This is a genomic window from Leifsonia araucanica, from assembly GCF_051161895.1.
Lineage (GTDB): Bacteria > Actinomycetota > Actinomycetes > Actinomycetales > Microbacteriaceae > Leifsonia.
On the sequence record NZ_JBMBTW010000002.1, the window covers coordinates 872,005 to 893,701 of the forward strand.

Sequence of the window (21,697 nt, forward strand, 5' to 3'; positions counted from 1 at the left end):
CCCCGCCACACCGAGGCCGTTCTCACCCCACCGGTGAGGACGGCCTTTTCCGTGCGCCCCAGGCGATGAGGAGACCGAAGAGGCCGAGGCCGGCGACGAGGAACTCGATGCCGCGGCTGAGCAGGGTGGCCGGCGTGGTCGTCGTGCCGAGCGGGACGTCCGCGATCATGTGGCCGGGCTTGAACGGCGGGATCTCCGCGATGGTCCGGCCGCTCGGCCCGATGATCTGGCTGCTGCCGACGGTGGAGATGTTCACAAGCGACCGGCCGGCCTCGACCGCGCGCAGGCGGGCGATGGCGAGCTGCTGCTCGTTCTCGTCGGTCTGCCCGAAGTCGGCGTTGTTCGTCTGGGCCAGGATGACCTGCGCGCCGCCCTGCATCATGTCGGTGAGCAGCTGGTCGTCCACGATGTCGAAGCAGATCGAGATCCCGGCGCGCACGCCGTTCACGTCGAAGACGTTGTCCCTGGTGCCCGGGGTGTAGTCGCGGCCGATCAGGTCGATCAGGTCGGGCGCGAACGGCCGCCAGAATGCCCGGTCGGGCACGTACTCGCCGAACGGCACGGGATGCTTCTTGTCGTAGTAGTCGACGGCGCCCTTGCCGTCCTTCCAGAGCAGCGAGGTGTTGAAGTATTTGCCGTCGCGGTAGGTGATCGTGCCGACGATGAACGGCGCGCCCATCTTGCGGCTCAGCGCATCCAGGATCGCCGCGGACTGCGGGTCGCGGGTGGGGTCCGGCTGGGCGGCGCCCTCCGGCCAGACGACCATGTCGGCCTTCTCGTCCTCGATCTTCTCCGTCTCGGCGATCTGCGAGTTGAGCACGGCATCCGGTGGCGCGTTGTCGAAGTAGCCCGCCGGGCCGTTGCCCTGCACGGCGGCGATCCTGGTGGTGCCGCTGGTCGTCGCGGGCCACGCGGGCACCACCAGCACGACGGCGACGGCACCGATGGCGATGGATGCGCGCCACGCGCCCCGCAGGTCCGCCACCACGCAGACCTCCAGCAGCAGCGCCACCAGCCACACCATCACGAAGCTGAGCCCGGAGATGCCGAGCCACGCCACGAGCGGCGCGAACGGGCTCTCCGCCTGGGACTCGGCGACGCGGCCCCAGGAGAAGCCGCCGTACGGCCAGTTGCCGGACACGTACTCGCGCAGCGTCCAGAGGCCGCCGATGATCACGGGCAGCAGCCCGAGGCGTCCCAGCCTGGTCGGCCAGGCGCGCGGCACCCAGCGGTACGCGAGCGCGATGAGCATCCCGCCGAGGCCGTAGAAGATCGCCTCCAGCGTCGAGAGCGCCACCCACGGGAGCGGTCCGAGGTACAGCGCCGTCCAGGCCACGTGGAACAGGAAGAACGACTCCCCCGCCACCCAGGCCACCAGGAACGCGCTGCCTGCTCTGCGTCCCCGCACGGCGAGCAGCACCATCGCGATGCCGACGAAGGTGAGCGGCCACCAGCTGCGATCGGGGAACCCCGCATCCAGCACCGGGCCCGCCCCCACGGCCAGGACCAGTGCGAGCCAGAGGGGCAGCACGGCGCGGGGGGTCTGGGTCACGAGTGGAGAGCTTAGAGGACGTGGTTCGGCGTTCGCCGCAGAAATGCTAGGCGACGGATGAGTAAGCAACGATGCCGCGCCTGATCGATTCGAGTGCCTGCCGTGCCGTGCGTCCCACCGGGCCCTGCGCGACGAGTGAGAGCTGGTCGAGCAAGTCGATGGTCTGCTTCGTCCAGCGCACGAAGTCGCCGGCGGCCATGTCCGCCTCGGCGAGCACCGTGTTCAGGCTGGTGCCCTTCGCCCACGCGTGCATCGCCATCGCCAGGCTGGTCGACGGCGGTTCGCTGCCCGGCAGCCTGTTCTCGCGTTCGAGGTCGTCGAGTCTGCTCCAGATGTCGATGGTCTTGTCGAGGGCTGGCCGGAATGCTCCGCGCGGGAGGGTGCGCTCGTGCGCGAGACCTTCGTCGCGGCGCGGCTCGAAGACCAGGGCACAGGCCATCGCTGCGAGGCTCGGCGCATCCAGCTGGTTCCAGATGTTCCTGCGCAGGCACTCGGCCACGAGCAGGTCGCGTTCGCCGTAGATGCGCTTGAGCGTGCGGCCGTGCACGGTGAGCGTCGTGACGTCGTCCTCACGGTTCAGGTAGCCGAGTTCGAGCAGCACGTCGGAGACGCGGTCGAACACCTTGGCGACCGCTCCGGTGCGCGACCGGATCTGCGAGCTCAGGGCGTCCGTCTCGCGCTTCAGCTTCCACCAGCGCTCCGCCCACCTGGCGTGGTTCTCCCTGTCCGGGCAGCGGTGGCACGGGTGCTCCTTCATCCGCTTGCGCAGCGCGGTCAGCCGGCGCTGGCGCTTGTCGCGGTCGGCCCGGGAGGCGTGCTCCATCGAGGAGCCCTTGCGCTCCAGGTCGCTCAGCTCGCGCCGGATGCCCGAATACTCGCGGAAGTCGCCCAAGTGGCAGGTCATCGCCTTCTCGTACCCGGCGAGCGACTCCTCCTGCTGGCGCACCTTGCGCGCCAGGTCGACCACCGCACGGTCGGCCTGGAACTGCGCGAACGACGACTCCAGGATCTCCCTGGTGCGCTCGCGCCCGAACTGGTCGATCAGGTTGACCGCCATGTTGTACGTCGGGCGGAAGCTCGAATTCAGCGGGTAGCTGCGGCGGGACGCGAGAGACGCGACAGCCTGCGGATCGAGGCCGTCCTGCCACTGGATGACCGAGTGGCCCTCCACGTCGATGCCCCGGCGGCCGGCGCGCCCGGTGAGCTGGGTGTACTCCCCCGGCGTGATCGGGACGCGCGCCTCCCCGTTGAACTTCTCCAGCTTCTCGAGCACCACGGTGCGGGCCGGCATGTTGATGCCGAGCGCCAGGGTCTCCGTGGCGAAGACGACCTTGACCAGCTTGCGGCGGAACAGCTCCTCCACCACCTCTTTGAAGGCGGGCAGGAGGCCTGCGTGGTGGGCGGCGACGCCGCGTTCGAGTCCTTCGAGCCATTCCCAGTACCCGAGCACGGCGAGGTCTTCGTCGAGCAGGGTCCTGCAGCGTTCCTCGACGATCGCGCGGATCTCGTCGCGCTCGTGCTGCTGAGTCAGCTTCACGCCGGAGCGGAGCGTCTGGCGCACGGCCTGGTCGCAGCCGTTGCGGCTGAAGATGAAGAAGATTGCGGGGAGCAGGTTGTGCTCGCCGAGCAGCTTGACGAGGTCGGCCCTGTCCATCCGGTAGGTGTCCGGACGGCCGCCTCTGGAGTGGTAGCGCCCGACGTCCCGCATCTGCCTGCTGCTCAGCACCCGGCCGCCGTAGCGCGCCATCTGCACGAGCTCCGGGTTCACCCGGTTGGTCGCCGCGAGGCCGGACGAGTCGAACAGGTCGATCAGCTTCGACCGCATCAGGATGTGCTGCTCCAGCGGGACGGGACGCTCCTCCGACACGATCACGTCCGTGTCGCCGCGCACCGCCTGCAGCCAGTCGCCGAACTCCTCGGCGTTGGACACCGTCGCGCTCAGCGAGACCATCCTGACCGACTGCGGAAGGTGGATGATGACCTCCTCCCACACCGCGCCGCGGAACCGGTCAGCGAGGTAGTGGACCTCGTCCATCACCACGTATGCGAGGTCGGTCAGCAGGTCGGAGTCGGCGTAGAGCATGTTGCGCAGCACCTCAGTCGTCATCACGACGATGCGCGCGCGGGAGTTGACGTTGGTGTCGCCGGTCAGGAGGCCGACGGACTCCGGCCCGTACTCCTCCACCAGCTCCTGGAACTTCTGGTTGCTCAGCGCCTTCATCGGCGCCGTGTAGAAGACCTTCGCGTTCGGCTCGCGCATCGCGAGGAACACGGCGAACTCGGCGACGATCGTCTTGCCGGCTCCCGTCGGAGCGGCGACCAGCACGCTCTTGCCCTCTTCGAGGCTCGCGCAGGCTTCGCGCTGGAACGGGTCGAGGTCGAAGCGGAGCCCCGCACGGAAGGCCTCGACGAGAGGCTGGCGGGTGCGCGTGCGCGACGCCGCGTAGCGTTCGGCTGGAGACAGCTGATCGGTCACACGACCAAGCCTATGCCGCCAGTTCGGTCTCCAGGCGCATGGCGGCCTTCGCGGCACGCCGATCGTGCAGCCAGGCGACCCCGTATGCGGCGAGATAGAGCACGACCATCGGCACCGCGAGGAGGAACATCGACAGCACATCGGCCGCCGGAGTGGCGATGGCGGTGAACAGCACGATCAGGATGATCGCCCAGCGCCACGACTTGATGATCGAGGAGGCGCTCAGCACCCCGACGAAGTTCAGCAGCACCAGGAACACCGGGAGCACGAACGCGACGCCGACCGCCAGCGACAGTTTCAGGATGAAGTCGAAGTACGTCTTCGCCGAGATGATCGCCGAGTCGTCCGACGGCGCGAAGCTGGTCAGCAGCGACACGATGTGCGGCACGAGCAGCCAGCCGACGTATGCGCCGATCAGGAAGAGCGGGACGGCGGTGAAGAAGAAGCCGAGGCCGTACTTCAGCTCCTTGCGGCTGAGCGCGGGGACGAAGAAGGACCAGATCTGGTAGAGCCAGACCGGGCTGGAGATGATGACGCCGATGGTGATGGCGATCTGCATCTTGAGGTCGAACGCCCCGGTGATGCTGTCGTAGTTGAGCGTCGCGACGCGCCCCTGCTGGGTGGCGATCTCGGTGATGGGGACGCGCATCGCGTCGAGGAGGTACCCGGACAGGAACCAGCCGGCGACAGCGCCGACGAGCAGCGCGATGGCAGAGCGGTAGAGGCGTTTGCGAAGCTCGACGAAGTGCTCGGCGAGCGTCATCCGTCCTTCGCGGTTCTTGCCTCGCTTAGTGGAGGCCACCGATTACGGTTTCGTGTGCGTCTCGGGCGTGGCGGTGGTGCTGCCGTCGGCCGGAGTGGTCGACGAGGCGTCCGGCTTGTCGCCGTCTTTCTTCATCTCGTTGACCTCGCCCTTGAAGATGCGCATCGACTGGCCGATGCTCTTGGCGAGGGCGGGGAGCTTCGGCGCACCGAAGAGCAGCAGGATCACTGCGAGGATGATGAGCAGGTGCCATCCGGTAAGGCCGCCGAGCATGAGTTAGTCCTTCGTGATCAAGTAGGAATACCGAGCTGCGTCGGCATTGACGAGCAGTTTACCGCGTTTGACCCGTGCATCCCTGCGAAGTTGCCTCGCAACCGCGCGATCGGCGCTGGCTTGCACACGCTCCGCGCGCAGTGCGCTGGCGTCCGCGAAGACGGCGGGGTGGAACGCCGCCTCGGTGAGGTCCTCCGCACGCTGGGACAGGACATCGGCCTTCTCGATGAGCGCAGACGCCTCCCTTCCGGCCGCGACGACCTTGCGGAACAGGTGGACGGCGAAGAAGGCGAGCATCCCGAGCAGGCCGAGCACCAGCACGACCCAGATCAGGACCCACGACCACCACGGCATGCCATCAGCATAGCGACAGGCCGCGGCTGCTACCGGTAGCGGTCGGCCCCAGCCCGCGCCCAGCCGGCGACGACAGCGCGGGCCTCCGGCGGGTCGAGCACGGTGAGCACGCCGGACAGCCCGGCGACCAGCCGCTTCAGACCGTGGAAATGCGCGACGCGCACGCTGGTGCGGACGAGCCCGTCCTGCTCCTGCCGTGATGCGCCCTCCGGGATGTAGTCCTCGATGAACGGGATGGCCGAGGCGGACACCTCGATGGTCACCAGCAGGTCGTCCTCCGTGCCCTCGAACAGGGTCTCCGGGAGGGTGACGTCGCCCGGGCGGTACGTGATCGGCTGGTCGGTGGCCCGCAGGTCGTCGATGCGGTCGAGCCGGAAGGTGCGGATCGCGGTGCGGAGGTGGTCCCAGCCGCGCAGGTACCAGTCCTGGTCGATGGACTCGATGCGCAGCGGGTCGACCCTGCGACGCTCCCGCTCACCGCGGGAATTCAGGTAGTCGAAGTCGAGCTGCGTGCCGCCGGCCACCGCATCCCGGATCACGGCGAGCGTCGCGTCGGTCTCCGAGCCGGCGACCGCCACCTGGCTGGGCGCGGCGGAGGCACCGCGGGCGAGCTTGGCCATCAGCGAGCCGATCACGTCGCGGTCGGCGTTCTCCGGAAGGGCCGAAAGGTACTGCAGACCGGCGATCAGCGCGGCGGCCTCCCGCGCGGAGAACCGCGGGGAGTCGTCGATGGCCACCTGGTGGGTGAGGACGATCTGGTCGTTGTCCTCGAAGTCGTCCCAGGCGATGTCGAACAGGTCGCCAGGCTGGTACTGGTTGGTCTCCCCCGGCACGCCCGAGACGGCGATCAGCCGGACAGCGTCGCGCAGCTGCGCCTTCTCGACGCCGAAGTGCTCCGCCGCCTCCGCGACGCTCACCCTGTCCCTGTCCATCAGGTATGGCACGAGGGCGAGCAGGAAGGCGAGCTTGTCCTGCGCCTGCATGGGCTTGCGGCGCTCAGCCACGGTCGTTCCTCTCGTGGGCGGCCGCCGTGGCGACGAGACGGTCGCGCACGGCGTCGCGCAGCGCATCCGGTGCGAGCACCAGCACCTCCGGGCCGAAGCTCGCGAGCTGGTCGGCCAGGATGTTGATGTCGGAGTAGTTGACGGTGAGCACGAACGACTCGCCGTCGCCCTTCGTCGGGACGGCGTCGCCGTAGCGCTTGCCGAGTCGCGTGGCCGCGTCCGTTCCCGCCGTCACCTCGATGGTCGCGACGTTCGCCTGCCAGATGCTCTCCAGGTCGGCCAGGGCCTTCGCGGCGAAGTCGGAGCCCTCCGGCTCGAACGTGCGGGCCGTGACCTTGACCGGTCCGACCATCCGCGAGAGCAGGAAGGTGCGCGAGCCGTGCGCATCCTGGTCGATGCCCTGCAGGTGCCACCGGCCCTGGTGCTGCACCAGGGCGAGCGGCGCGACCGTCCTGGTCCTGGATGCGCTCTCCCCCGGCTTGAGGTAGGGGAACTGCACGATGGCGTTGCGTTCGAGTGCCTGGCTCAGCGGGTCGAAGGCGCTGTCCCTCGCCCGCAGCCGGGGCGCGTACCCGACGATCGGGTCGTTGGCCTCGACGCCGAGCGAGCGCAGCTTCATCAGCGCCCTGCGGGACTCGCCGGACAGCGAGCCCTCCTTCCAGACCGTGGCGGCCAGGCCGAGCAGCGTGATCTCCTGCGGGGAGAACGTTACGTCGGCCGGGAGATCGTATGCCCCCTTGGGAATGCGATAGCGCAGCAGCTGATTGTTGCCAGAGTCTCCCGGGGACTCCACGGTCTCGAGCGGGACGCCGAGCTCGCGGATGTCGTCTTTGTCGCGCTCGAACTGACGTTCCAGGCTGCTGTTGTCACCGTGGGTGACGAAGCGCTGGCGGTAGCCCTGCACGGTCGAGAGGATCTCGTTCTTGGTCAGACCCGTCTCGGTCGCGAGCAGCGCGAGCACGAGGCTGAACAGCCGCTCTTCGACCGGCACACGGGAGGGCGAAGACGAGGACGGAGGCACCCGTCCATCCTAATCGGCTAGCGCACTCCGAGGATGTCGACGACCCACGCTGCTGCCGGGATGCTGGAGTCCTTGGGTGTCTCGACGACCACCTGCGAGCCCACCTTCTGGCCGACGAGCTCCTTGAGCATCGCCTGCGGGAGGGCCTGGTTGGCGCTGGACTGACCGGACGCCATCGCCACGAGGTCGGGCGCGCCGTTCTGCCAGGTGCTGAACACGACGTTCTTGGCATCCCAGCCGACGGCCGTGTAGTGCAGGACGACGGTGCTGTCCTTCTTCACGGTCGCGCCGTCGCCGGCCTTCAGCGTCTCGCTGCGGACGGCCGTGGGGGCCGAGCCGGACGGGATGGTGATGCCGGGCTGGCCGGTGGGTGCGAGGACCACGGTCGGGAAGCCGGAGACCGACGGGCGCACGGCGCCGTCCGCCTTGGGCAGGAATGCGCCGACCAGGTCGATCACGGCGACGACCGAGCTGGTCGCGCCGTCGGAGCCGCTGTCTTTCGGGGCGATCGCGATGGCGATGCGCGAGCCGACGGTGGCGCACTGCAGCCCGTCGTTGATGCCGGGGATGTTCGTGGCTCCCACCGGGATGAGGGTCGGCTCGGATTTCGAGTACGAGCTCGCGCTGCCGGTCGCACCGGTCTCGCCGTCGAGCAGCGTGTACTGGATCTCGACCATCTGGCCCTTGCGGACCTGCTCGCCGCTGCCGTCGATGAGCGTGGTGCTCTGCGAGGTCTTCGTGTCGATCGGCGTCGGGAAGCTCACCTTCGGCTTCGAGCCGAGCTTTCCGGTCGCGGTGATGAGGTTGGATGCCGTACCCGGCTTGAGCGCGGTGTCGCAGTTCGCGTTCGGGTCTGACGAGCATCCCGTCAGCGTGACGGCCAGCAGTCCTGCTGCTACGACGAGTGCGGTAGCTCTGCGCACGAGTCCTCTTTCGGTGCGATCGGTGGGGTTCCGGACGACACGATGGTCGCCCGGCTCCCCATGCTAGTTGATGGTGGAGTCGTCCTCGTGCGCGGCGTCTTCCGCCGCTTCCGCGGAGCGTGCCTTCGCCAGCTCGGCGCTCGCGGCCGCCGCCCTGACCCGCTTGCGCAGGCTCTTCGGGCTCGACTGCCGCTCTCCGAGCGCTCCGGGCGTCCAGGCCTCGACGTCGTCGTCGCTGTAGTCGCTCTTCGACGGGCGGCGCTTCAGCTCGGGCAGGACGGAGCCGGGGGCGAGGCGGCGCGCCGTGATCAGGAAGCCGGTGTGGCCGATCATCCGGTGGTCGGGGCGCACGGCGAGCCCTTCGACGTGCCAGCCGCGCACCATCGTCTCGCTCGACTGCGGATGCGTGTAGTCGCCGGAGGCGCGGATCGCCTCGGCGACGCGGGAGAGCTGGGTGACCGTCGCGATGTAGCAGAGCAGCACGCCGCCCGGCTTGAGCGCAGCGGTGACCTCGTCGAGGCACTCCCACGGGGCGAGCATGTCGAGGACGACGCGGTCGACGCTCTGGTCGGTCACCGCATCCGGGAGCGCGTCCTGGAGGTCGCCGACGGTGACGGTCCAGTTCTCCGGGTCGTGGCCGAGGAAGGTGGCCGCGTTGGCGCGCGCCACGTCGGCGAACTCGTCCCTGCGCTCGAACGACCACAGCGTGCCGGTGGGTCCGATTGCGCGCAGCAGCCAGAGCGAGAGGGCGCCGGAGCCGACGCCGGCCTCGACGACGTTCGCGCCGGGGAAGATGTCGGCGAGCGACAGGATCTGGGCGGCGTCCTTCGGGTAGATGATCGCGGCGCCGCGCGGCATCGACATGACGAAGTCGCTGAGCAGCGGGCGGAGCGCCAGGTGCTCGACGCCGACGTTGTTGGTCACGACCGATCCGTCGGGCAGGCCGATGATGGTGTCGTGCTCCAGGATGCCGCGGTGGGTGTGGAAGACCTTGCCCGGCTCGAGCGTGATGGTGTTGAGCTTGCCCTTCGGCCCGGTCAGCTGCACGCGGTCGCCCGCGCGGAACGGGCCGCTGTTCTGCGGCTGCGGCGCGTATGTCGGCTGCGTGGTCGGCTGGTCGCTCACAGGAGCGCTCCCTTCGCTGCGGCGACGGCCGCGATGTCGTCGGCGGTCTTGCCGTCGAGGGTGTCCCAGATGGTGTGCTGATCGCTCTCCGGGATGGCGACCATGTGCGGCACCCCGATGGTGGCCGCACCGGAGGCGACGGCGGAGCTGAGCCCGACCAGCGAGTCCTCGATGGCCACCGCATCCACCGGGTCGACGCCCAGCAGCTCTGCGGCCCGCAGGTACGGCTCGGGATGCGGCTTCGGCTCGGTGACCTCGTCGCCGCTGACGATCACGTCGAAAGCCTCGAACGGGATGTGCGCGACGATCTGCTCCGCCATCCTGCGCACGGACATGGTGACGAGGGCGGTCGGGATGCCGCGCTCACGCAGGTCGGCGAGGAGTTCCCGCGCGCCGGGACGCCACGGAACGCCGTCGCTGTCGAGCTTCTCCTGCACCCGGTTGGTGAGCCACTGCACGATCTCGTCCGCGGGCATGTCGACGCCGTGCGCGCGCAGGATCTCGGCGGAGTTCCAGAGGCCGAGGCCCACCATCTGCAGGCCGTCCTCGTGCGTCCAAACGCCGCCGAACGAGGAGACGAGCTCCACTTCGGAGGCCATCCAGTACGGTTCGGTGTCGACGAGGGTGCCGTCCATGTCCCAGAAAACGGCGGCCGGCGGGCTCGGAGGAGTCAGTGAGGTCACGGGCCACAAGCCTACCGGTGACCGGCGGGCCTATCCTGGATGGATGGCGTCCGCACGGTCGCTTGGAGAGGACAGAGGTACATCCACTGTGACTGACGGAAACGACTTCCTCGGCGGCCGCATCCTGGTCGTCGCCTTCGAGGGCTGGAACGACGCCGGAGAGGCAGCGAGCGGCGCCGTCAAGACGCTGAAGGACGTGCTCGACGTCGTGCCCATCTCCGAGGTCGATCCAGAGCTCTACTTCGACTTCCAGTTCAACCGGCCCGTCGTGACCGACGACGACGGGCACCGCCACCTCGTCTGGCCCTCGGCCGTGATGTACGGTCCTGCGCATCCCGGTGCTGCCGCCCACGACCTGGCGGGCGACCTCGCCGCCGACGCTGTGCGGGTGAGCGGAGACAACGTCGGCAACATCTACCTCCTGCTGGGCACGGAGCCGTCGCGCAGCTGGAAGAGCTTCACCGCCGAGATCCTGGATGCCGCCCTCGCGTCGGACATCGGCGTGATCGTCTTCCTCGGCGCGATGCTGGCCGACGTGCCGCACACCCGTCCGATCTCGATCTTCGCCTCGAGCGAGAACGCCGCCGTGCGCGCCGAGCTGTCGATCGAGCGCTCCACCTACGAGGGCCCTGTCGGCATCCTGAGCGCCATCGCGGAGGGCGCGGAGGCCGTCGGCATCCCGACGGTGACGATCTGGGCGTCGGTCCCGCACTACGTGCACAACGCGCCGAGTCCCAAGGCGATGCTGGCGCTCATCGACAAGCTCGAAGAGCTGGTGGACGTGACCATCCCGCGCGGCACGCTGGTCGACGAGGCTGCGGCGTGGGAAGCGGGCATCGACGCGCTCGCGGCCGACGACGACGAGATGGCCGCGTACATCGAGCAGCTGGAGCAGGCGCGCGACACGGTCGACTCCCCTGAGGCGAGCGGCGAGGCGATCGCGCAGGAGTTCGAGCGCTACCTCCGCCGCCGCGGAGACGGCCGCGACGGCCAGGCCGGCGGACGCCCAGACGAGCCCTGGCGCTCCTGACCCCGCGCCCGGGGTGCCGGAGCAGCGCGGGTCAGGCGGTCAGCACTCCGGTGGAGAGCAGGACGATGAGGAGCGCGCCGAGCGCGATCCGGTAGATCACGAACGGCAGGAAGCTGCGTCGTGAGATGTAGCCCATGAAGAACGCGATCACCACGAGGCCGACCACGAACGCCACGATGGTCGCCGCGGCGGTCTCCGCCGGACCGAACACCTCGACCGTGCAGGTGTGCGCGGCGGCCAGCGCCTCCGTGCACGGCTCCTTGATGGCCTTGTAGAGCTGGTAGAAACCACTGCCGAACACCGCGGGGATCGCCAGCAGGAACGAGTATCGCGCCGCCGCCCGCCGCTGGTAGCCCATGAACAGCCCGGCCGTGATCGTGCCGCCGGAGCGCGAGACGCCCGGGATGAGCGCGAGCGCCTGCGCGAGGCCGAAGATGATGCCGTGACCCCAGGTGAGCTCCTTGAGCCGCCTGGTCTTGCTGCCGACGTAGTCCGCGATCCCGAGCAGGATTCCGAACACGATCAGCGTGACGGCCACGATCCAGAGCGAGCGGAACGTGGTCTCGATCGCGTCCTGGAAGAACAGGCCGAGCACGACGATCGGCACGCTGCCGAGGATGACCAGCCAGCCCATCCGCGCATCCGGGTCGTTGCGCGGAACCTTGCCGAACAGCGAACGGAACCACTGCCCGATGATCCGGACGATGTCCTTCCAGAAGTACAGCAGCACCGCCGCCTCTGTGCCCAGCTGGATGATCGCGGTGAACCGGGCGCCGGGGTCGCCGCCCGTGCCGAGCAGTTCACCGACGATCCGGATGTGCGCGCTCGACGAGATCGGGAGGAACTCGGTGAGCCCCTGGACGAGACCCAGGATGAGGGCGTTGATGAATTCCATGCGGTGCTTTCGGTGCTGACGTGAGGTGGGGAACGGTCAGTAGCTGCGGAGGAGGTCGCGCAGCACGGACCTGCCAAACACTAGCGCGTCGAGGGGGACGCGCTCGTCGACGCCGTGGAACATCCCGGGGAAGTCGAGCTCTTTCGGCAGCTGCAGGGGTGCGAAGCCGTAGCCGGTGATCCCGAGCTTGCTCAGTGCCTTGTTGTCCGTTCCGCCGGAGAGCAGATACGGCAGCACGGGCGCACCGGGGTCGTGCTCGCCGATGGTGGAGACGATCGCGTCGATCAGCGGTCCGCCGAACGCGGCCTCCAGGCCGACGTCGCGGTGCATGATCCTGATCTCGATGTCGTCGCCGACGATCTCCTGCACCTGCGCGAGCACGGCGTCCTCCTCGCCGGGCAGCGTGCGGATGTCGATGAGCGCCTCTGCCGTGTCCGGGATGACGTTGTGCTTGTATCCGGCGTCGAGGAGCGTCGGGTTCGTGGTGGTGCGGAGGGTCGCCAGGATGAACCCGGCGGCGGTGCCCGTGCGCAGCACGACCTCGTCCGGCCCGACCTGCTCTGGGTCGATGTCCAGGATGCGCGAGACCTCGGCCAGCAACTGCGTGGTGGTGTCGGTGAGCTGGATGGGCCACTCGCGGCGGCCGATGGCGACCACGGCCTCCGCGAGCCTGGTGATCGCGTTGTCCCGCACCAGGCGGGAGCCGTGGGATGCGCGGCCGCGGGCGATCAGCTTGATCCAGACGAGCGACTTCTCTCCCGTCTGCATCAGGTATGCGCGCTGGCCGGCGAGGTCGATCGAGTATCCGCCGACCTCGCTGATGGCCTCGGTCGCTCCGGCGAACAGCTCGGGGTGGTTGTCGACGAGGAAGTGCGATCCGCGCCGCCCTCCGTCCTCCTCGTCGGCGAAGAACGCCACGACGAGGTCGCGCTCCGGCTGCGCCCCCGCTGCCAGTAGGTCGCCGACGGCGGTGAGGATCATCGCATCCATGTTCTTCATGTCGACGGCGCCGCGACCCCAGAGCAGGCCGTCCTTGATGACGCCGCCGAACGGGTCGACCGACCAGTTGCGCGGGTCGGCAGGCACGACGTCGAGGTGTCCGTGCACGACGAGCGCCGGCTTCGCAGCGTTGCGGCCGGGCACGCGTGCGACGACGCTGGTGCGTCCGGGGTCGGAGTCGAACAGCTGCGGCTCCAGGCCCATCCCGCGGAGGCGGGCCTCCACGTACTCCGCGGCATCCGTCTCGCCGTTCGACTTCCCCTCACCGTAGTTGGTGGTGTCGAAGCGGATCAGATCGCGCGCGATGATCGCCGTCTCGTCCAGCTGCTCGTCGCTCAGGGCATCCGTCATACGCCCAACGCTACCGGCGCTTCCTGCCGTCGCCAACGCGGAGCGCGACGCCACGCCCGGGATGCTCGGACAGGTCGAGCATGTGCTCGCAGACGTGCTAATGTCTTTCTTCGGCGGCCGGTTCGGTCGCTGGAATGAAACACCTGTCCGGGTGGCGGAAATGGCAGACGCGCTAGCTTGAGGTGCTAGTGCCCGTATAGGGCGTGGGGGTTCAAGTCCCCCCTCGGACACACAGGGAAACCCCGGTCGAAAGACCGGGGTTTCCGTCATTTCACGGGGCAGAGAGGCCGCCGTGCGGATTACTGTTGCCGCTATGCCGGACTCCCCTTCCTCATCGAGCCTCCTCACGGTCGTCATCGCGTTCGGCGCGAACGTCGTCGTCGCCGTCGCGAAGACCATCGCGGCGGTGCTCACCGGATCGGCCTCGATGGTCGCCGAGGCCGCGCACTCCTGGGCGGATGCCGGCAATGAGGTGTTCCTGTTGCAGGCGGAGCGCTCGGCGTCCCGGCCGCGCGACGCAGCGCATCCGGGTGGGTACGGGCGCGAGGCGTATGTGTGGTCGCTGTTCGCGGCGGTCGGGCTGTTCACGGCGGGCGCCGTGGTGTCGATCACGCACGGCGTCTCGGAGCTGGGCGCGACCGACCGCGGCGCGGACTACGCCGTGGCGTATGTCGTGCTCGCGGTCTCGTTCGTGTTCGAGGGGTTCTCGTTCGTGCAGTCGTACCGGCAGGCGCGCCGGGGCGCGGACGAGCGAAGCATCGGGACGCTCTCCCACGTGTTCCGCACGTCGAACCCGACGCTGCGCGCGGTGTTCTTCGAGGACGCGGCCGCGCTGATCGGTCTGCTGATCGCCTTCCTCGGCCTGCTGCTGCACGAGCTGACCGGGAACGCCGTGTACGACGCGCTGGGCTCCATCCTGGTCGGCGTGCTGCTCGCCGTCGTCGCGCTCGTGCTGATCGACAGGAACCGGCGCTTCCTGCTCGGCGAGCAGGGCTCCGACCAGGCGACGCAGGCCGTGCTCGCTGCCCTGCTCGCGCATCCCGAGGTGGAGACGGTGACGTACCTGCACCTGGAGTACGTGGGACCGGAGCGCATCTACGTGGTCGCCGCCGTCGATCTGGTCGGGAACGACCGCGAGTCCGACGTGGCCGCCGACCTCGTCGCCATCGGCGGGGCGCTGGAGGCGGACCCGCACGTCGCAGAGGCGATTCTCACCCTGTCCCGGCCGGGGGCGACGCCGCTCGTCCCGCACTGAGCGATTGCGGACACCGTTCGTCCGCAATCGGCGGGATGATGGCAGGGTGAACACCACGGGATCGCGCACCCTCCAACTGCTCTCCCTGCTGCAGACCCACCGCTACTGGCCGGGCCCGGAGCTCGCGGCACGCCTGGAGGTGTCTCCGCGGACGCTGCGCCGCGACATCGACCGGCTGCGCGACCTCGGGTACCCGGTGGATGCGAGCCGCGGCGTCGACGGCGGATACCAGCTGGCGGCCGGCGCCTCCCTTCCCCCGCTCGTCGTCGACGACGAGGAGGCCGTCGCCCTCGCCGTCGGCCTGCGGACGGCAGCGCAGTCCGGCATCGCCGGGATCGAGGACGCCTCTGTTCGTGCCCTCGCCAAGGTGGTGCAGGTGATGCCGTCCCGGCTGCGGAGCCGGGTGGATGCGCTCCGTTCCGCCACCGTCGCCGGCGCCATGCGGCAGGGTCCGAGCGTGGACGCTGGCGTGCTCACGGTGGTGGCGCAGGCCTGCAGGGACGAGGAGCGCATCCACTTCGTGTACGTCAGCCGCGACGGGGAGCGCAGCGACCGGCACGTCGAGCCGCACCGGCTGGTGTCTGTGGAGCGGCGCTGGTATCTGGTGGCGTACGACCTCAGCAGGTTCGACTGGCGCAGCTTCCGCCTCGACAGGCTCGCCGAGCCGCGCACGACCGGGCAGCGGTTCCGGCCGCGTGCCCTGCCGGCCGACGACGCGGCCAGCTATGTCTCCGCATCCCTCGGCGCCGCGACGGAGACGCTCGCGGTCGACGCGATCGTGCACGCGCCCGTCGCGCAGGTCGAGAACGCGATCGGCCGGTGGGCGACCGCCGAGGCCGTGGACGCAGGGACCACCCGCGTGCACCTGTCTGCGGACAGTGCGGAGTGGGCGCTCTTCGGACTGGCCGCCGCTGATGCGCCGTTCCAGGTGATCGCGCCGCCGGAGGTCGTCGAGCTGGCCCGGGTGTGGGGCGAACGGTTCAGCGGCGCATCCATCGCCTAGACTTTCCAACCGTTATGACGACCGCAGCCGAGCGCAACCCGAGTCCAGCGGACATCCGCCGCTGGCGCCGCTACCTCGCCGACGAACGGGCGGAGGCCGCGGTCTACCGCGACCTCGCCGGACGCCGCACCGGCGAGGAGCGCGAGATCCTGCTCGCGCTCGCCGAGGCGGAGGGCAGGCACGAGCAGCACTGGCTCACCCTGCTCGGCGACGACGTCGGCCGACCGCTGCGCGGCGACATCCGCACCCGGCTCCTCGGCCTCCTCGCCCGCCGGTTCGGCTCGGTCTTCGTGCTCGCGCTCGCGCAGCGCGCAGAGGCCCGCTCCCCGTACAGCGACGACGTGGATGCGACGCCGCAGATGGCCGCGGACGAGCAGATCCACGAGGAGGTCGTCCGCGCGCTCGCCGCCCGGGGACGGCAGCGGCTGTCCGGCACGTTCCGCGCCGCCGTGTTCGGCGCGAACGACGGGCTCGTCAGCAACCTCGCGCTCGTGCTCGGCATCAGCGCGAGCGGCGTCGCCACCCACGTGGTGCTGCTCACCGGCATCTCCGGCCTCCTCGCCGGCGCGCTGTCGATGGGCGCAGGCGAATACGTCTCCGTCCGGTCGCAGCGCGAACTGCTCGAAGCGTCCAGCCCCAACCCGGAGACGCGGTCTGCGCTGCCCGACCTCGACGTCGACGCCAACGAGCTCACGCTCGTCTACCGTGCGCGCGGGATGGCGCCGGACGAGGCGAAGGCGCACGCCGCCGAGGTGCTCGCCGGTCTGAACGCGCGCGCCGTGGAGACGGCGCCGGTGCAGGCGGTGACGGGCGAGGTGATCGACGAGCACGAGTCGGTCGGCACGGGCTGGAACGCTGCGCTCTCGAGCTTCTGCTTCTTCGCATCCGGAGCGCTCATCCCGATCCTGCCGTACCTCTTCGGACTGCAGGGCACGACGGCGGTGCTCGTGGCCGCGCTGCTGGTCGGGATCGTGCTGCTCGGGACGGGCGCCATCGTCGGGCTGCTGTCCGGGGCGTCCCCGCTCAAGCGCGCGCTGCGCCAGCTGGCGATCGGGTACGGGGCCGCCGCGGCGACGTACCTGCTCGGACTGCTGTTCGGCGCGACGGTCGGTTAGCGACGGTCGGTTAGCGGCGGTCGCGGCCTCTGCCGCCGTCCCCGCCGTAGACGATCGCCCCGGCGATCGGGACCAGCAGGAACCAGAGCCAGCTGTACGCGTATCCCCACACCGAGCTCGTCACGAAGAAGAGGATGAGCGCCACGAACGGCGCGATGGACACGATCGCGAGACCCCAGCGGCGGTCCCCCGTGCGTCCGGAGCGCGGCTCGTACGGGTCGGAGGGCGACTGCGCGGCGTAGTCGGGCGCCTGATAGGCGGCGCCTGCCCCAGCGCCTGCAGCGGCACCGGCGCCAGCACCTGCCGCGCCCGTGCCGTCGAGGTCGACGCGCCCCGGAAGGTCGGCGAACAGCGGGGCGAGGTCGCCGCGCGTCACGGCGGAGCGGGCGGACTGCACCCGGGTCTGCACCTCGGCGTCGGTCAGGCGCCCCTGCGCCGCGTGGGTCTGGAGCGCAGCGACGGCGCGCTCCCGCTCGTCGTTGCTGAGTCGCAGGGCCGCGCCGGAAGGATCGGTCAGGTCGGTCATGCACACAGTATGGCGCAGGTGCATTCGTCGGTCGATGGCTTTACACTCGTTAATCGAACAAACGTTCGAACGAGCGAGGTGAGAGGCATGACCGACATCGGAGAGTCCGTCGCGGTGTGGACGACGGACGACGGCATCCCGACCAGGCTGGTGTGGCGGGCGACCAGATACCGCGTGACAGACACGCCGACGGTGTGGGCGGAGGTCTGCGCCTGGTGGCGGCCGTTCGGCGAGCACCGCTACGGCGTCGGCAGCCTGCCGAGGGAGATCGGCGGCTGGCGCTTCCAGGCCACGGACGACACGGGATGCGCGCACGTGTTCGACGTGCGGCACGACAACACCAGCCGCAGCTGGCACCTGGTGAGGATCTTCGACTGATGGCGTGGCTCCCCCTCCGCCGCCCCCGCACCCTCTAGTCTCTCCGGGTGAACGACGACCGCTACGGAGCCGATGTGCTGGCGACCGACTGGAAGAACGCGGGCCGCACGGCCGTGCCCGAGGTCGAAGCGGTGCGCGACCTCGTCATCGAGGATGCCGCGAGCGGCTTCTGCGGCGCCGTCACCCGCATCGAAGGGCCGACCGTCGAGCTGGAGGACTACTTCGGCAAGAAGCGCGTCTTCCCGTTCAGCGGATCGTTCCTGATCGACGGGTCGCCCGTCACGCTGGTGCACGCCGCGAAGGGCGGAGGGGCGAGGGCGAGGACCGCATCCGGATCGTTCGCCGTCGCCGACCAGAAGGCCAGGGTCGCCCGCGCCAGCCGCATCTTCGTCGAAGGCCGGCACGACGCCGAGCTGGTGGAGAAGGTCTGGGGAGACGATCTGCGCGTGGAGGGCGTCGTCGTCGAATACCTGGAGGGCGTCGACGACCTGGATGCGATCGTGCGCGAGTTCGCGCCGGACCGGTCCCGCCGCATCGGCGTGCTCGTCGACCACCTCGTGCCCGGCTCCAAGGAGAGCAGGATCGCCGACGCGGTGAAGCGCGGGCCGTACGGAGAGCACGTCCTGGTGGTCGGGCACCCGTACATCGACATCTGGCAGGCCGTGAAACCGGCGCGCGTCGGGCTGGACGCCTGGCCGAGCATCCCGCGCTCGATCGAGTGGAAGAAAGGGATCTGCGCCGCCCTCGGGCTCCCCCAACGAGACCCAGGCGGACACCGCCCGCGCCTGGAAACGCATCCTGGGCAGCGTCCGGAACTTCACCGATCTCGAGCCGGAACTGCTCGGCAGGGTGGAGCACCTGATCGACTTCGTCACCGAACCGTGACGAACCGCGACGGTCGGATTCTGCGTCACTGGTGTGTTTTTCGCGGTTGGCGGCTAGGCTAAGGCCAGTCGTGTGTTTTGCATGTGTTGGATAGGTGCGTCCCAAACCCGGAGCGTTGCCAGCTTTACAGGAGCAGGAGAACACGCGACGAGGCCCCGACAGTCGGGGTCGAGGAATATCGCTCCTGGAGGAGATATGGCTACTGGTACGGTCAAATGGTTCAACGCTGAAAAGGGCTTCGGCTTCATCGCTCCCGACGACGGCGGCGCTGATGTGTTCGCCCACTACTCGGCGATCGCTTCGAGCGGCTACCGCTCGCTCGAGGAGAACCAGAAGGTCGAGTTCGAGGTGACGCAGGGCCCCAAGGGCCTGCAGGCGGAGAACATCCGCCCGCTCTGACCTTGAGCTTCGAACGGGGTCGCGCTTCGGCGCGGCCCCGTTTTCGTTTGCCCGGCGCCGCCCGCTTTCCAGCCGCATCTCCGCTTGTACGGAGTTTCCGGCGCCCCCCGGCCCCATCTCCGCTTGTACGGAGTTTCCGGCGCCCCCGGCCCCATCTCCGCTTGAGCGGATGGATGCGCGGTGTGTCGCCACGCGCATCCGGTGTTGCGCGCGCCGCGGCTCTGCTTCCGTTGCCCAGGAGATTCCCCTCGACACGCCGTCCGGCACTCCGCTGGAGCGGAGAAACGACGTGAAAGCGGCCAGTTCTCCGCCGGAGCGGAGTGCGCGGTGCGGGATGGGACGTGCCCGGCGCCGCCCGAAAATGCATTTGCCATCGTCGAACATATGTTCGAAAATAGAGGCATGCATTCTTCAGCAGCCACCGTCACCGAGCCGGTCGTCGACCGCGCGCAGGTGCACGAGCTGCAGTCGCGCATCCGGCAGATGCAGGCCACCACGCTGGAGAGCAGGCGGCTGGAGACGCACCCGGCGCTCCTCCCCTCTGCTGCCGGGCGGTGCGCTGAAGGCCGGTGCCGCATACGCGGTGCGCGGGTCGACGACGCTCGTGATGGCCATGCTGGCCTGCCCGAGCGCATCCGGTGCGTGGTGCGGCGTGGTCGGGATGCCGGACTTCGGGGCGGAGGCGGCAGGCCGGTTCGGGATCGACCTCGACCGGCTCGTGCTCGTCCCGCACCCCGGCGAGCAGTGGCTGACCGTCACCGCCGCCGTCGTGGATGTGCTGAGCGTCGTGGTCGTCGCCCCCACCAGCCGAGCACGCGACGGCGACATCGCCAGGCTCACCGCCCGGCTGCGGCAGCGGGAGGCCACCCTGATCGTGGTGGGAGACTGGCCGCAGGTCGAGGCGACGCTCACGGTCTCCCGCAGCGGCTGGGACGGCCTCGGGGGCGGAACGGGCTACCTCTCCTCCCGCCGGGTGACCGTCGAATCCGCTCCGCGCGGCGGCTCCGGCCAGCGCCGCCGCGCGGAGCTCTGGCTGCCGGCCCTCGACGAGAGCTTCCGCTCGGCCGTCCGGCACCACGCGCCTGGAAGCGGTGAGCTGAGATGCCGGCCGTCACCCGCGCGATCGTGCTGTGGTGCCCGGACTGGCCGGTGATCGCCGCCCTGCAGGCCGGCGACCTGCCGCAGGACACCCCGCTGGCGCTCCTCGACCGCAACCTCGTGTTCGCCTGCTCCGCCGCAGCCCGTGCGGAGGGCGTCACGCGCGGCCTGCGCATCCGGGAGGCCCAGGCGCGCTGCACCCAGTTGCAGGTGCTGCCGTACGATCCCGTCCTGGATGCGCGGGCCTTCGACCCCGTGCTCGCCGCGATCGAGGAGATCACCCCCGGCGTCCAGCCCATCCGTCCCGGCACCTGCGTGCTGCGCGCCCGTGGCCCAGCCCGCTACTACGGCGGAGAGGAGCAGGCCGCCGCCGAACTGCTGCGCTGCCTCGAAGGGCTCGGCATCCCGGACGCGCGCATCGGCATCGCGGACGGCCCGTTCGCCGCCGAGCAGGCGGCCCGCACGACCGGTGCAGAGCGCATCAGGGTCATCCCGCCCGGCGACTCCCCCGCGTTCCTCTCCCCGCTGCCCATCGCGCAGCTCGGGCAGGACGAGCTGACGCCGCTGTTCCGCAGGCTGGGCATCCACACCCTCGGCCACCTGGCCGCGCTCGGGGCGACGGATGTGCGGGAACGGTTCGGGGAGCGTGGCGCCTGGTGCCACACCATCGCGAGCGGGCTCGACAGCACGGCGGTGGTGCCGCGCACGCCGCCGAAGCAGCTGGAACGCGCGATCGAGTTCGAGCCGCCGCTCGACAGGGTCGACCAGGTGACGTTCGCGTTCCGGGGAACGGCGGAGGCGTTCATCGGCGGTCTCACCAAGGCGGGGCTGGTGTGCACGGCGCTGCGCATCGAGGTGACGGACGAGTCCGGCCGGGTGAGCGAGCGCAGCTGGCTGCACCCCCGGCTGTTCTCGGCGGCCGACGTGGTCGACAGGGTGCGCTGGCAGCTGCAGGGCTCCGGCAGCATCGAGAGCGGGCTCGGCTCCCCGATCGCGCGGGTGCTGGTGGAGCCGGAGGCCGTCGACGACATCGGCCACCACGAGGAGGGGCTGTGGGGCGGGGGCGCGGACGAGCGCATCCATCACGGGCTGTCGCGGGTGCAGAGCATCCTGGGCCACGATGCGGTGCTCACGGCGACCATCGGCGGCGGGCGCGGGCTCGCGGAGCGGCAGGTACTCGTGCCGTGGGGCGACCGCGCCGTCGGGGTTGGCGCGCGCCGACCAGCCGTGGCCGGGCAGCCTGCCGGCCCCGGCGCCGTCGACCGTGTTCGAGGCGCCGCGTCCCGTGGTGGTGCTCGGTGCGGACGGCGAGCAGGTCGGGGTGACGGGACGCGGCGTCGTCACGGAGCCGATCGTCCGGTTCTCGTCGACGGGCACGGCACGGGATGCGCGCCCCGTCGACTCCTGGGCGGGCCCGTGGCCGGTGCGGGAACGCTGGTGGGATGCTGCCGCCTCGCGCACGGCGCACCGCTTCCAGGTGGTCGACGCGGACGGGAACGCGTGGCTGCTGGTGCTCGCGGACGGCGCGTGGCAGGCGGAGGCGCGGTATGACTGACCTGCCGCGGATGGCTGACCTGGGCGGGATGGCT

General features: G+C 70.0%; 22 protein-coding genes, 1 tRNA gene and 1 pseudogene. 10 read left to right on the forward strand and 14 right to left on the reverse strand.

What is annotated here, in order from left to right; translation table 11 throughout:
- Nucleotides 1-22: 22 nt before the first annotated feature.
- The 10 genes from lnt to ACN6M5_RS04235 all read right to left on the reverse strand — a co-directional run bounded on the left by lnt (nucleotide 23) and on the right by ACN6M5_RS04235 (nucleotide 10,174).
- Nucleotides 23-1,552, reverse strand: a complete 1,530-nt coding sequence (gene lnt, locus ACN6M5_RS04190) for an apolipoprotein N-acyltransferase (protein ID WP_434948618.1) — start codon at nucleotides 1,550-1,552, stop codon at nucleotides 23-25.
- Nucleotides 1,553-1,598: 46 nt separating this feature from the next.
- The gene (locus ACN6M5_RS04195; RefSeq protein ID WP_434948619.1) at nucleotides 1,599-4,028 is read right to left on the reverse strand and encodes a DEAD/DEAH box helicase; all 2,430 of its coding nucleotides are present in this window, start codon (nucleotides 4,026-4,028) and stop codon (nucleotides 1,599-1,601) included.
- Between the two features lie 10 nt (nucleotides 4,029-4,038).
- Nucleotides 4,039-4,791, reverse strand: a complete 753-nt coding sequence (tatC, locus tag ACN6M5_RS04200) for a twin-arginine translocase subunit TatC (protein ID WP_434948620.1) — start codon at nucleotides 4,789-4,791, stop codon at nucleotides 4,039-4,041.
- 42 nt (nucleotides 4,792-4,833) lie between these two features.
- Nucleotides 4,834-5,064, reverse strand: a complete 231-nt coding sequence (tatA, locus tag ACN6M5_RS04205; RefSeq protein WP_085370601.1) for a Sec-independent protein translocase subunit TatA — start codon at nucleotides 5,062-5,064, stop codon at nucleotides 4,834-4,836.
- Between the two features lie 3 nt (nucleotides 5,065-5,067).
- Nucleotides 5,068-5,418 carry a hypothetical protein gene (locus ACN6M5_RS04210; RefSeq protein WP_434948621.1) on the reverse strand — a complete coding sequence of 117 codons (351 nt, stop codon included), beginning with the start codon at nucleotides 5,416-5,418 and terminating at the stop codon, nucleotides 5,068-5,070.
- Between the two features lie 29 nt (nucleotides 5,419-5,447).
- A complete protein-coding gene (locus tag ACN6M5_RS04215; RefSeq protein WP_434948622.1) occupies nucleotides 5,448-6,422 on the reverse strand; it encodes a helix-turn-helix transcriptional regulator in 975 nt (324 codons plus the stop codon).
- Entirely contained in the window at nucleotides 6,415-7,443 is a 1,029-nt protein-coding gene (locus tag ACN6M5_RS04220; RefSeq protein WP_168689468.1) for a helix-turn-helix transcriptional regulator, read from the reverse strand. The genes ACN6M5_RS04215 and ACN6M5_RS04220 overlap by 8 nt, the downstream gene beginning before the upstream one ends.
- Before the next feature lie 17 nt (nucleotides 7,444-7,460).
- Nucleotides 7,461-8,366 (reverse strand): FKBP-type peptidyl-prolyl cis-trans isomerase, encoded by a 906-nt coding sequence (locus ACN6M5_RS04225; RefSeq protein WP_085370605.1) that lies wholly within the window; start codon nucleotides 8,364-8,366, stop codon nucleotides 7,461-7,463.
- A 63-nt stretch (nucleotides 8,367-8,429) separates the two neighbouring features.
- A complete protein-coding gene (locus ACN6M5_RS04230; RefSeq protein WP_434948623.1) occupies nucleotides 8,430-9,491 on the reverse strand; it encodes a tRNA (adenine-N1)-methyltransferase in 1,062 nt (353 codons plus the stop codon).
- The gene (locus tag ACN6M5_RS04235) at nucleotides 9,488-10,174 is read right to left on the reverse strand and encodes an HAD family hydrolase (RefSeq protein ID WP_434948624.1); all 687 of its coding nucleotides are present in this window, start codon (nucleotides 10,172-10,174) and stop codon (nucleotides 9,488-9,490) included. Before ACN6M5_RS04235 ends, ACN6M5_RS04230 begins: the two co-directional genes overlap by 4 nt.
- A gap of 88 nt (nucleotides 10,175-10,262) precedes the next feature.
- Here ACN6M5_RS04235 and ACN6M5_RS04240 point away from each other — a divergent pair, with 88 nt between their 5' ends.
- Complete coding sequence (locus ACN6M5_RS04240) at nucleotides 10,263-11,204, forward strand: proteasome assembly chaperone family protein (RefSeq protein WP_085370608.1); 942 nt, start codon at nucleotides 10,263-10,265, stop codon at nucleotides 11,202-11,204.
- A 31-nt stretch (nucleotides 11,205-11,235) separates the two neighbouring features.
- On the opposite strand, the gene ACN6M5_RS04245 is transcribed toward ACN6M5_RS04240, so the two are convergent.
- Nucleotides 11,236-12,099, reverse strand: coding sequence for an undecaprenyl-diphosphate phosphatase (locus ACN6M5_RS04245; protein WP_085370609.1), 864 nt, complete (start codon nucleotides 12,097-12,099; stop codon nucleotides 11,236-11,238).
- A gap of 36 nt (nucleotides 12,100-12,135) precedes the next feature.
- A complete protein-coding gene (locus ACN6M5_RS04250) occupies nucleotides 12,136-13,449 on the reverse strand; it encodes a M20/M25/M40 family metallo-hydrolase (RefSeq protein ID WP_434948625.1) in 1,314 nt (437 codons plus the stop codon).
- 145 nt (nucleotides 13,450-13,594) lie between these two features.
- Between ACN6M5_RS04250 and ACN6M5_RS04255 the strand changes: the two genes are divergently transcribed.
- From ACN6M5_RS04255 to ACN6M5_RS04270, 4 genes are all read left to right on the forward strand, one after another.
- A tRNA-Leu gene (locus ACN6M5_RS04255) sits at nucleotides 13,595-13,679 on the forward strand.
- A gap of 83 nt (nucleotides 13,680-13,762) precedes the next feature.
- Complete coding sequence (locus ACN6M5_RS04260; protein ID WP_434948626.1) at nucleotides 13,763-14,704, forward strand: cation diffusion facilitator family transporter; 942 nt, start codon at nucleotides 13,763-13,765, stop codon at nucleotides 14,702-14,704.
- Nucleotides 14,705-14,750: 46 nt separating this feature from the next.
- Nucleotides 14,751-15,707: a helix-turn-helix transcriptional regulator gene (locus ACN6M5_RS04265; protein ID WP_434948627.1), complete on the forward strand. Its 957-nt coding sequence runs from the start codon at nucleotides 14,751-14,753 to the stop codon at nucleotides 15,705-15,707.
- A 14-nt stretch (nucleotides 15,708-15,721) separates the two neighbouring features.
- Nucleotides 15,722-16,822, forward strand: a complete 1,101-nt coding sequence (locus ACN6M5_RS04270; RefSeq protein WP_085370613.1) for a VIT1/CCC1 transporter family protein — start codon at nucleotides 15,722-15,724, stop codon at nucleotides 16,820-16,822.
- Between the two features lie 10 nt (nucleotides 16,823-16,832).
- On the opposite strand, the gene ACN6M5_RS04275 is transcribed toward ACN6M5_RS04270, so the two are convergent.
- Nucleotides 16,833-17,348: a DUF1707 SHOCT-like domain-containing protein gene (locus ACN6M5_RS04275; RefSeq protein WP_434948628.1), complete on the reverse strand. Its 516-nt coding sequence runs from the start codon at nucleotides 17,346-17,348 to the stop codon at nucleotides 16,833-16,835.
- A gap of 87 nt (nucleotides 17,349-17,435) precedes the next feature.
- On the opposite strand from ACN6M5_RS04275, the gene ACN6M5_RS04280 reads away from it, so the two are divergent.
- The 3 genes and pseudogenes from ACN6M5_RS04280 to ACN6M5_RS04290 all read left to right on the forward strand — a co-directional run bounded on the left by ACN6M5_RS04280 (nucleotide 17,436) and on the right by ACN6M5_RS04290 (nucleotide 19,010).
- Entirely contained in the window at nucleotides 17,436-17,726 is a 291-nt protein-coding gene (locus tag ACN6M5_RS04280; protein WP_085370615.1) for a DUF6504 family protein, read from the forward strand.
- Nucleotides 17,727-17,773: 47 nt separating this feature from the next.
- Nucleotides 17,774-18,611: pseudogene (locus tag ACN6M5_RS04285) on the forward strand (DUF3097 domain-containing protein).
- 195 nt (nucleotides 18,612-18,806) lie between these two features.
- Complete coding sequence (locus tag ACN6M5_RS04290; RefSeq protein WP_055893908.1) at nucleotides 18,807-19,010, forward strand: cold-shock protein; 204 nt, start codon at nucleotides 18,807-18,809, stop codon at nucleotides 19,008-19,010.
- Between the two features lie 411 nt (nucleotides 19,011-19,421).
- Here the strand turns inward: ACN6M5_RS04290 and ACN6M5_RS04295 are convergent, their stop codons facing one another.
- Nucleotides 19,422-19,625, reverse strand: coding sequence for a hypothetical protein (locus tag ACN6M5_RS04295; RefSeq protein ID WP_434948629.1), 204 nt, complete (start codon nucleotides 19,623-19,625; stop codon nucleotides 19,422-19,424).
- Here ACN6M5_RS04295 and imuA' point away from each other — a divergent pair.
- Both imuA' and ACN6M5_RS04305 read left to right on the forward strand, forming a co-directional pair.
- Nucleotides 19,594-20,163, forward strand: coding sequence for a DnaE2-dependent mutagenesis accessory factor ImuA' (gene imuA' / locus ACN6M5_RS04300; RefSeq protein WP_518525482.1), 570 nt, complete (start codon nucleotides 19,594-19,596; stop codon nucleotides 20,161-20,163). The genes ACN6M5_RS04295 and imuA' overlap by 32 nt on opposite strands.
- Entirely contained in the window at nucleotides 20,112-21,659 is a 1,548-nt protein-coding gene (locus tag ACN6M5_RS04305) for a DNA polymerase Y family protein (protein ID WP_434948631.1), read from the forward strand. Before imuA' ends, ACN6M5_RS04305 begins: the two co-directional genes overlap by 52 nt.
- Nucleotides 21,660-21,697: the final 38 nt, after the last annotated feature.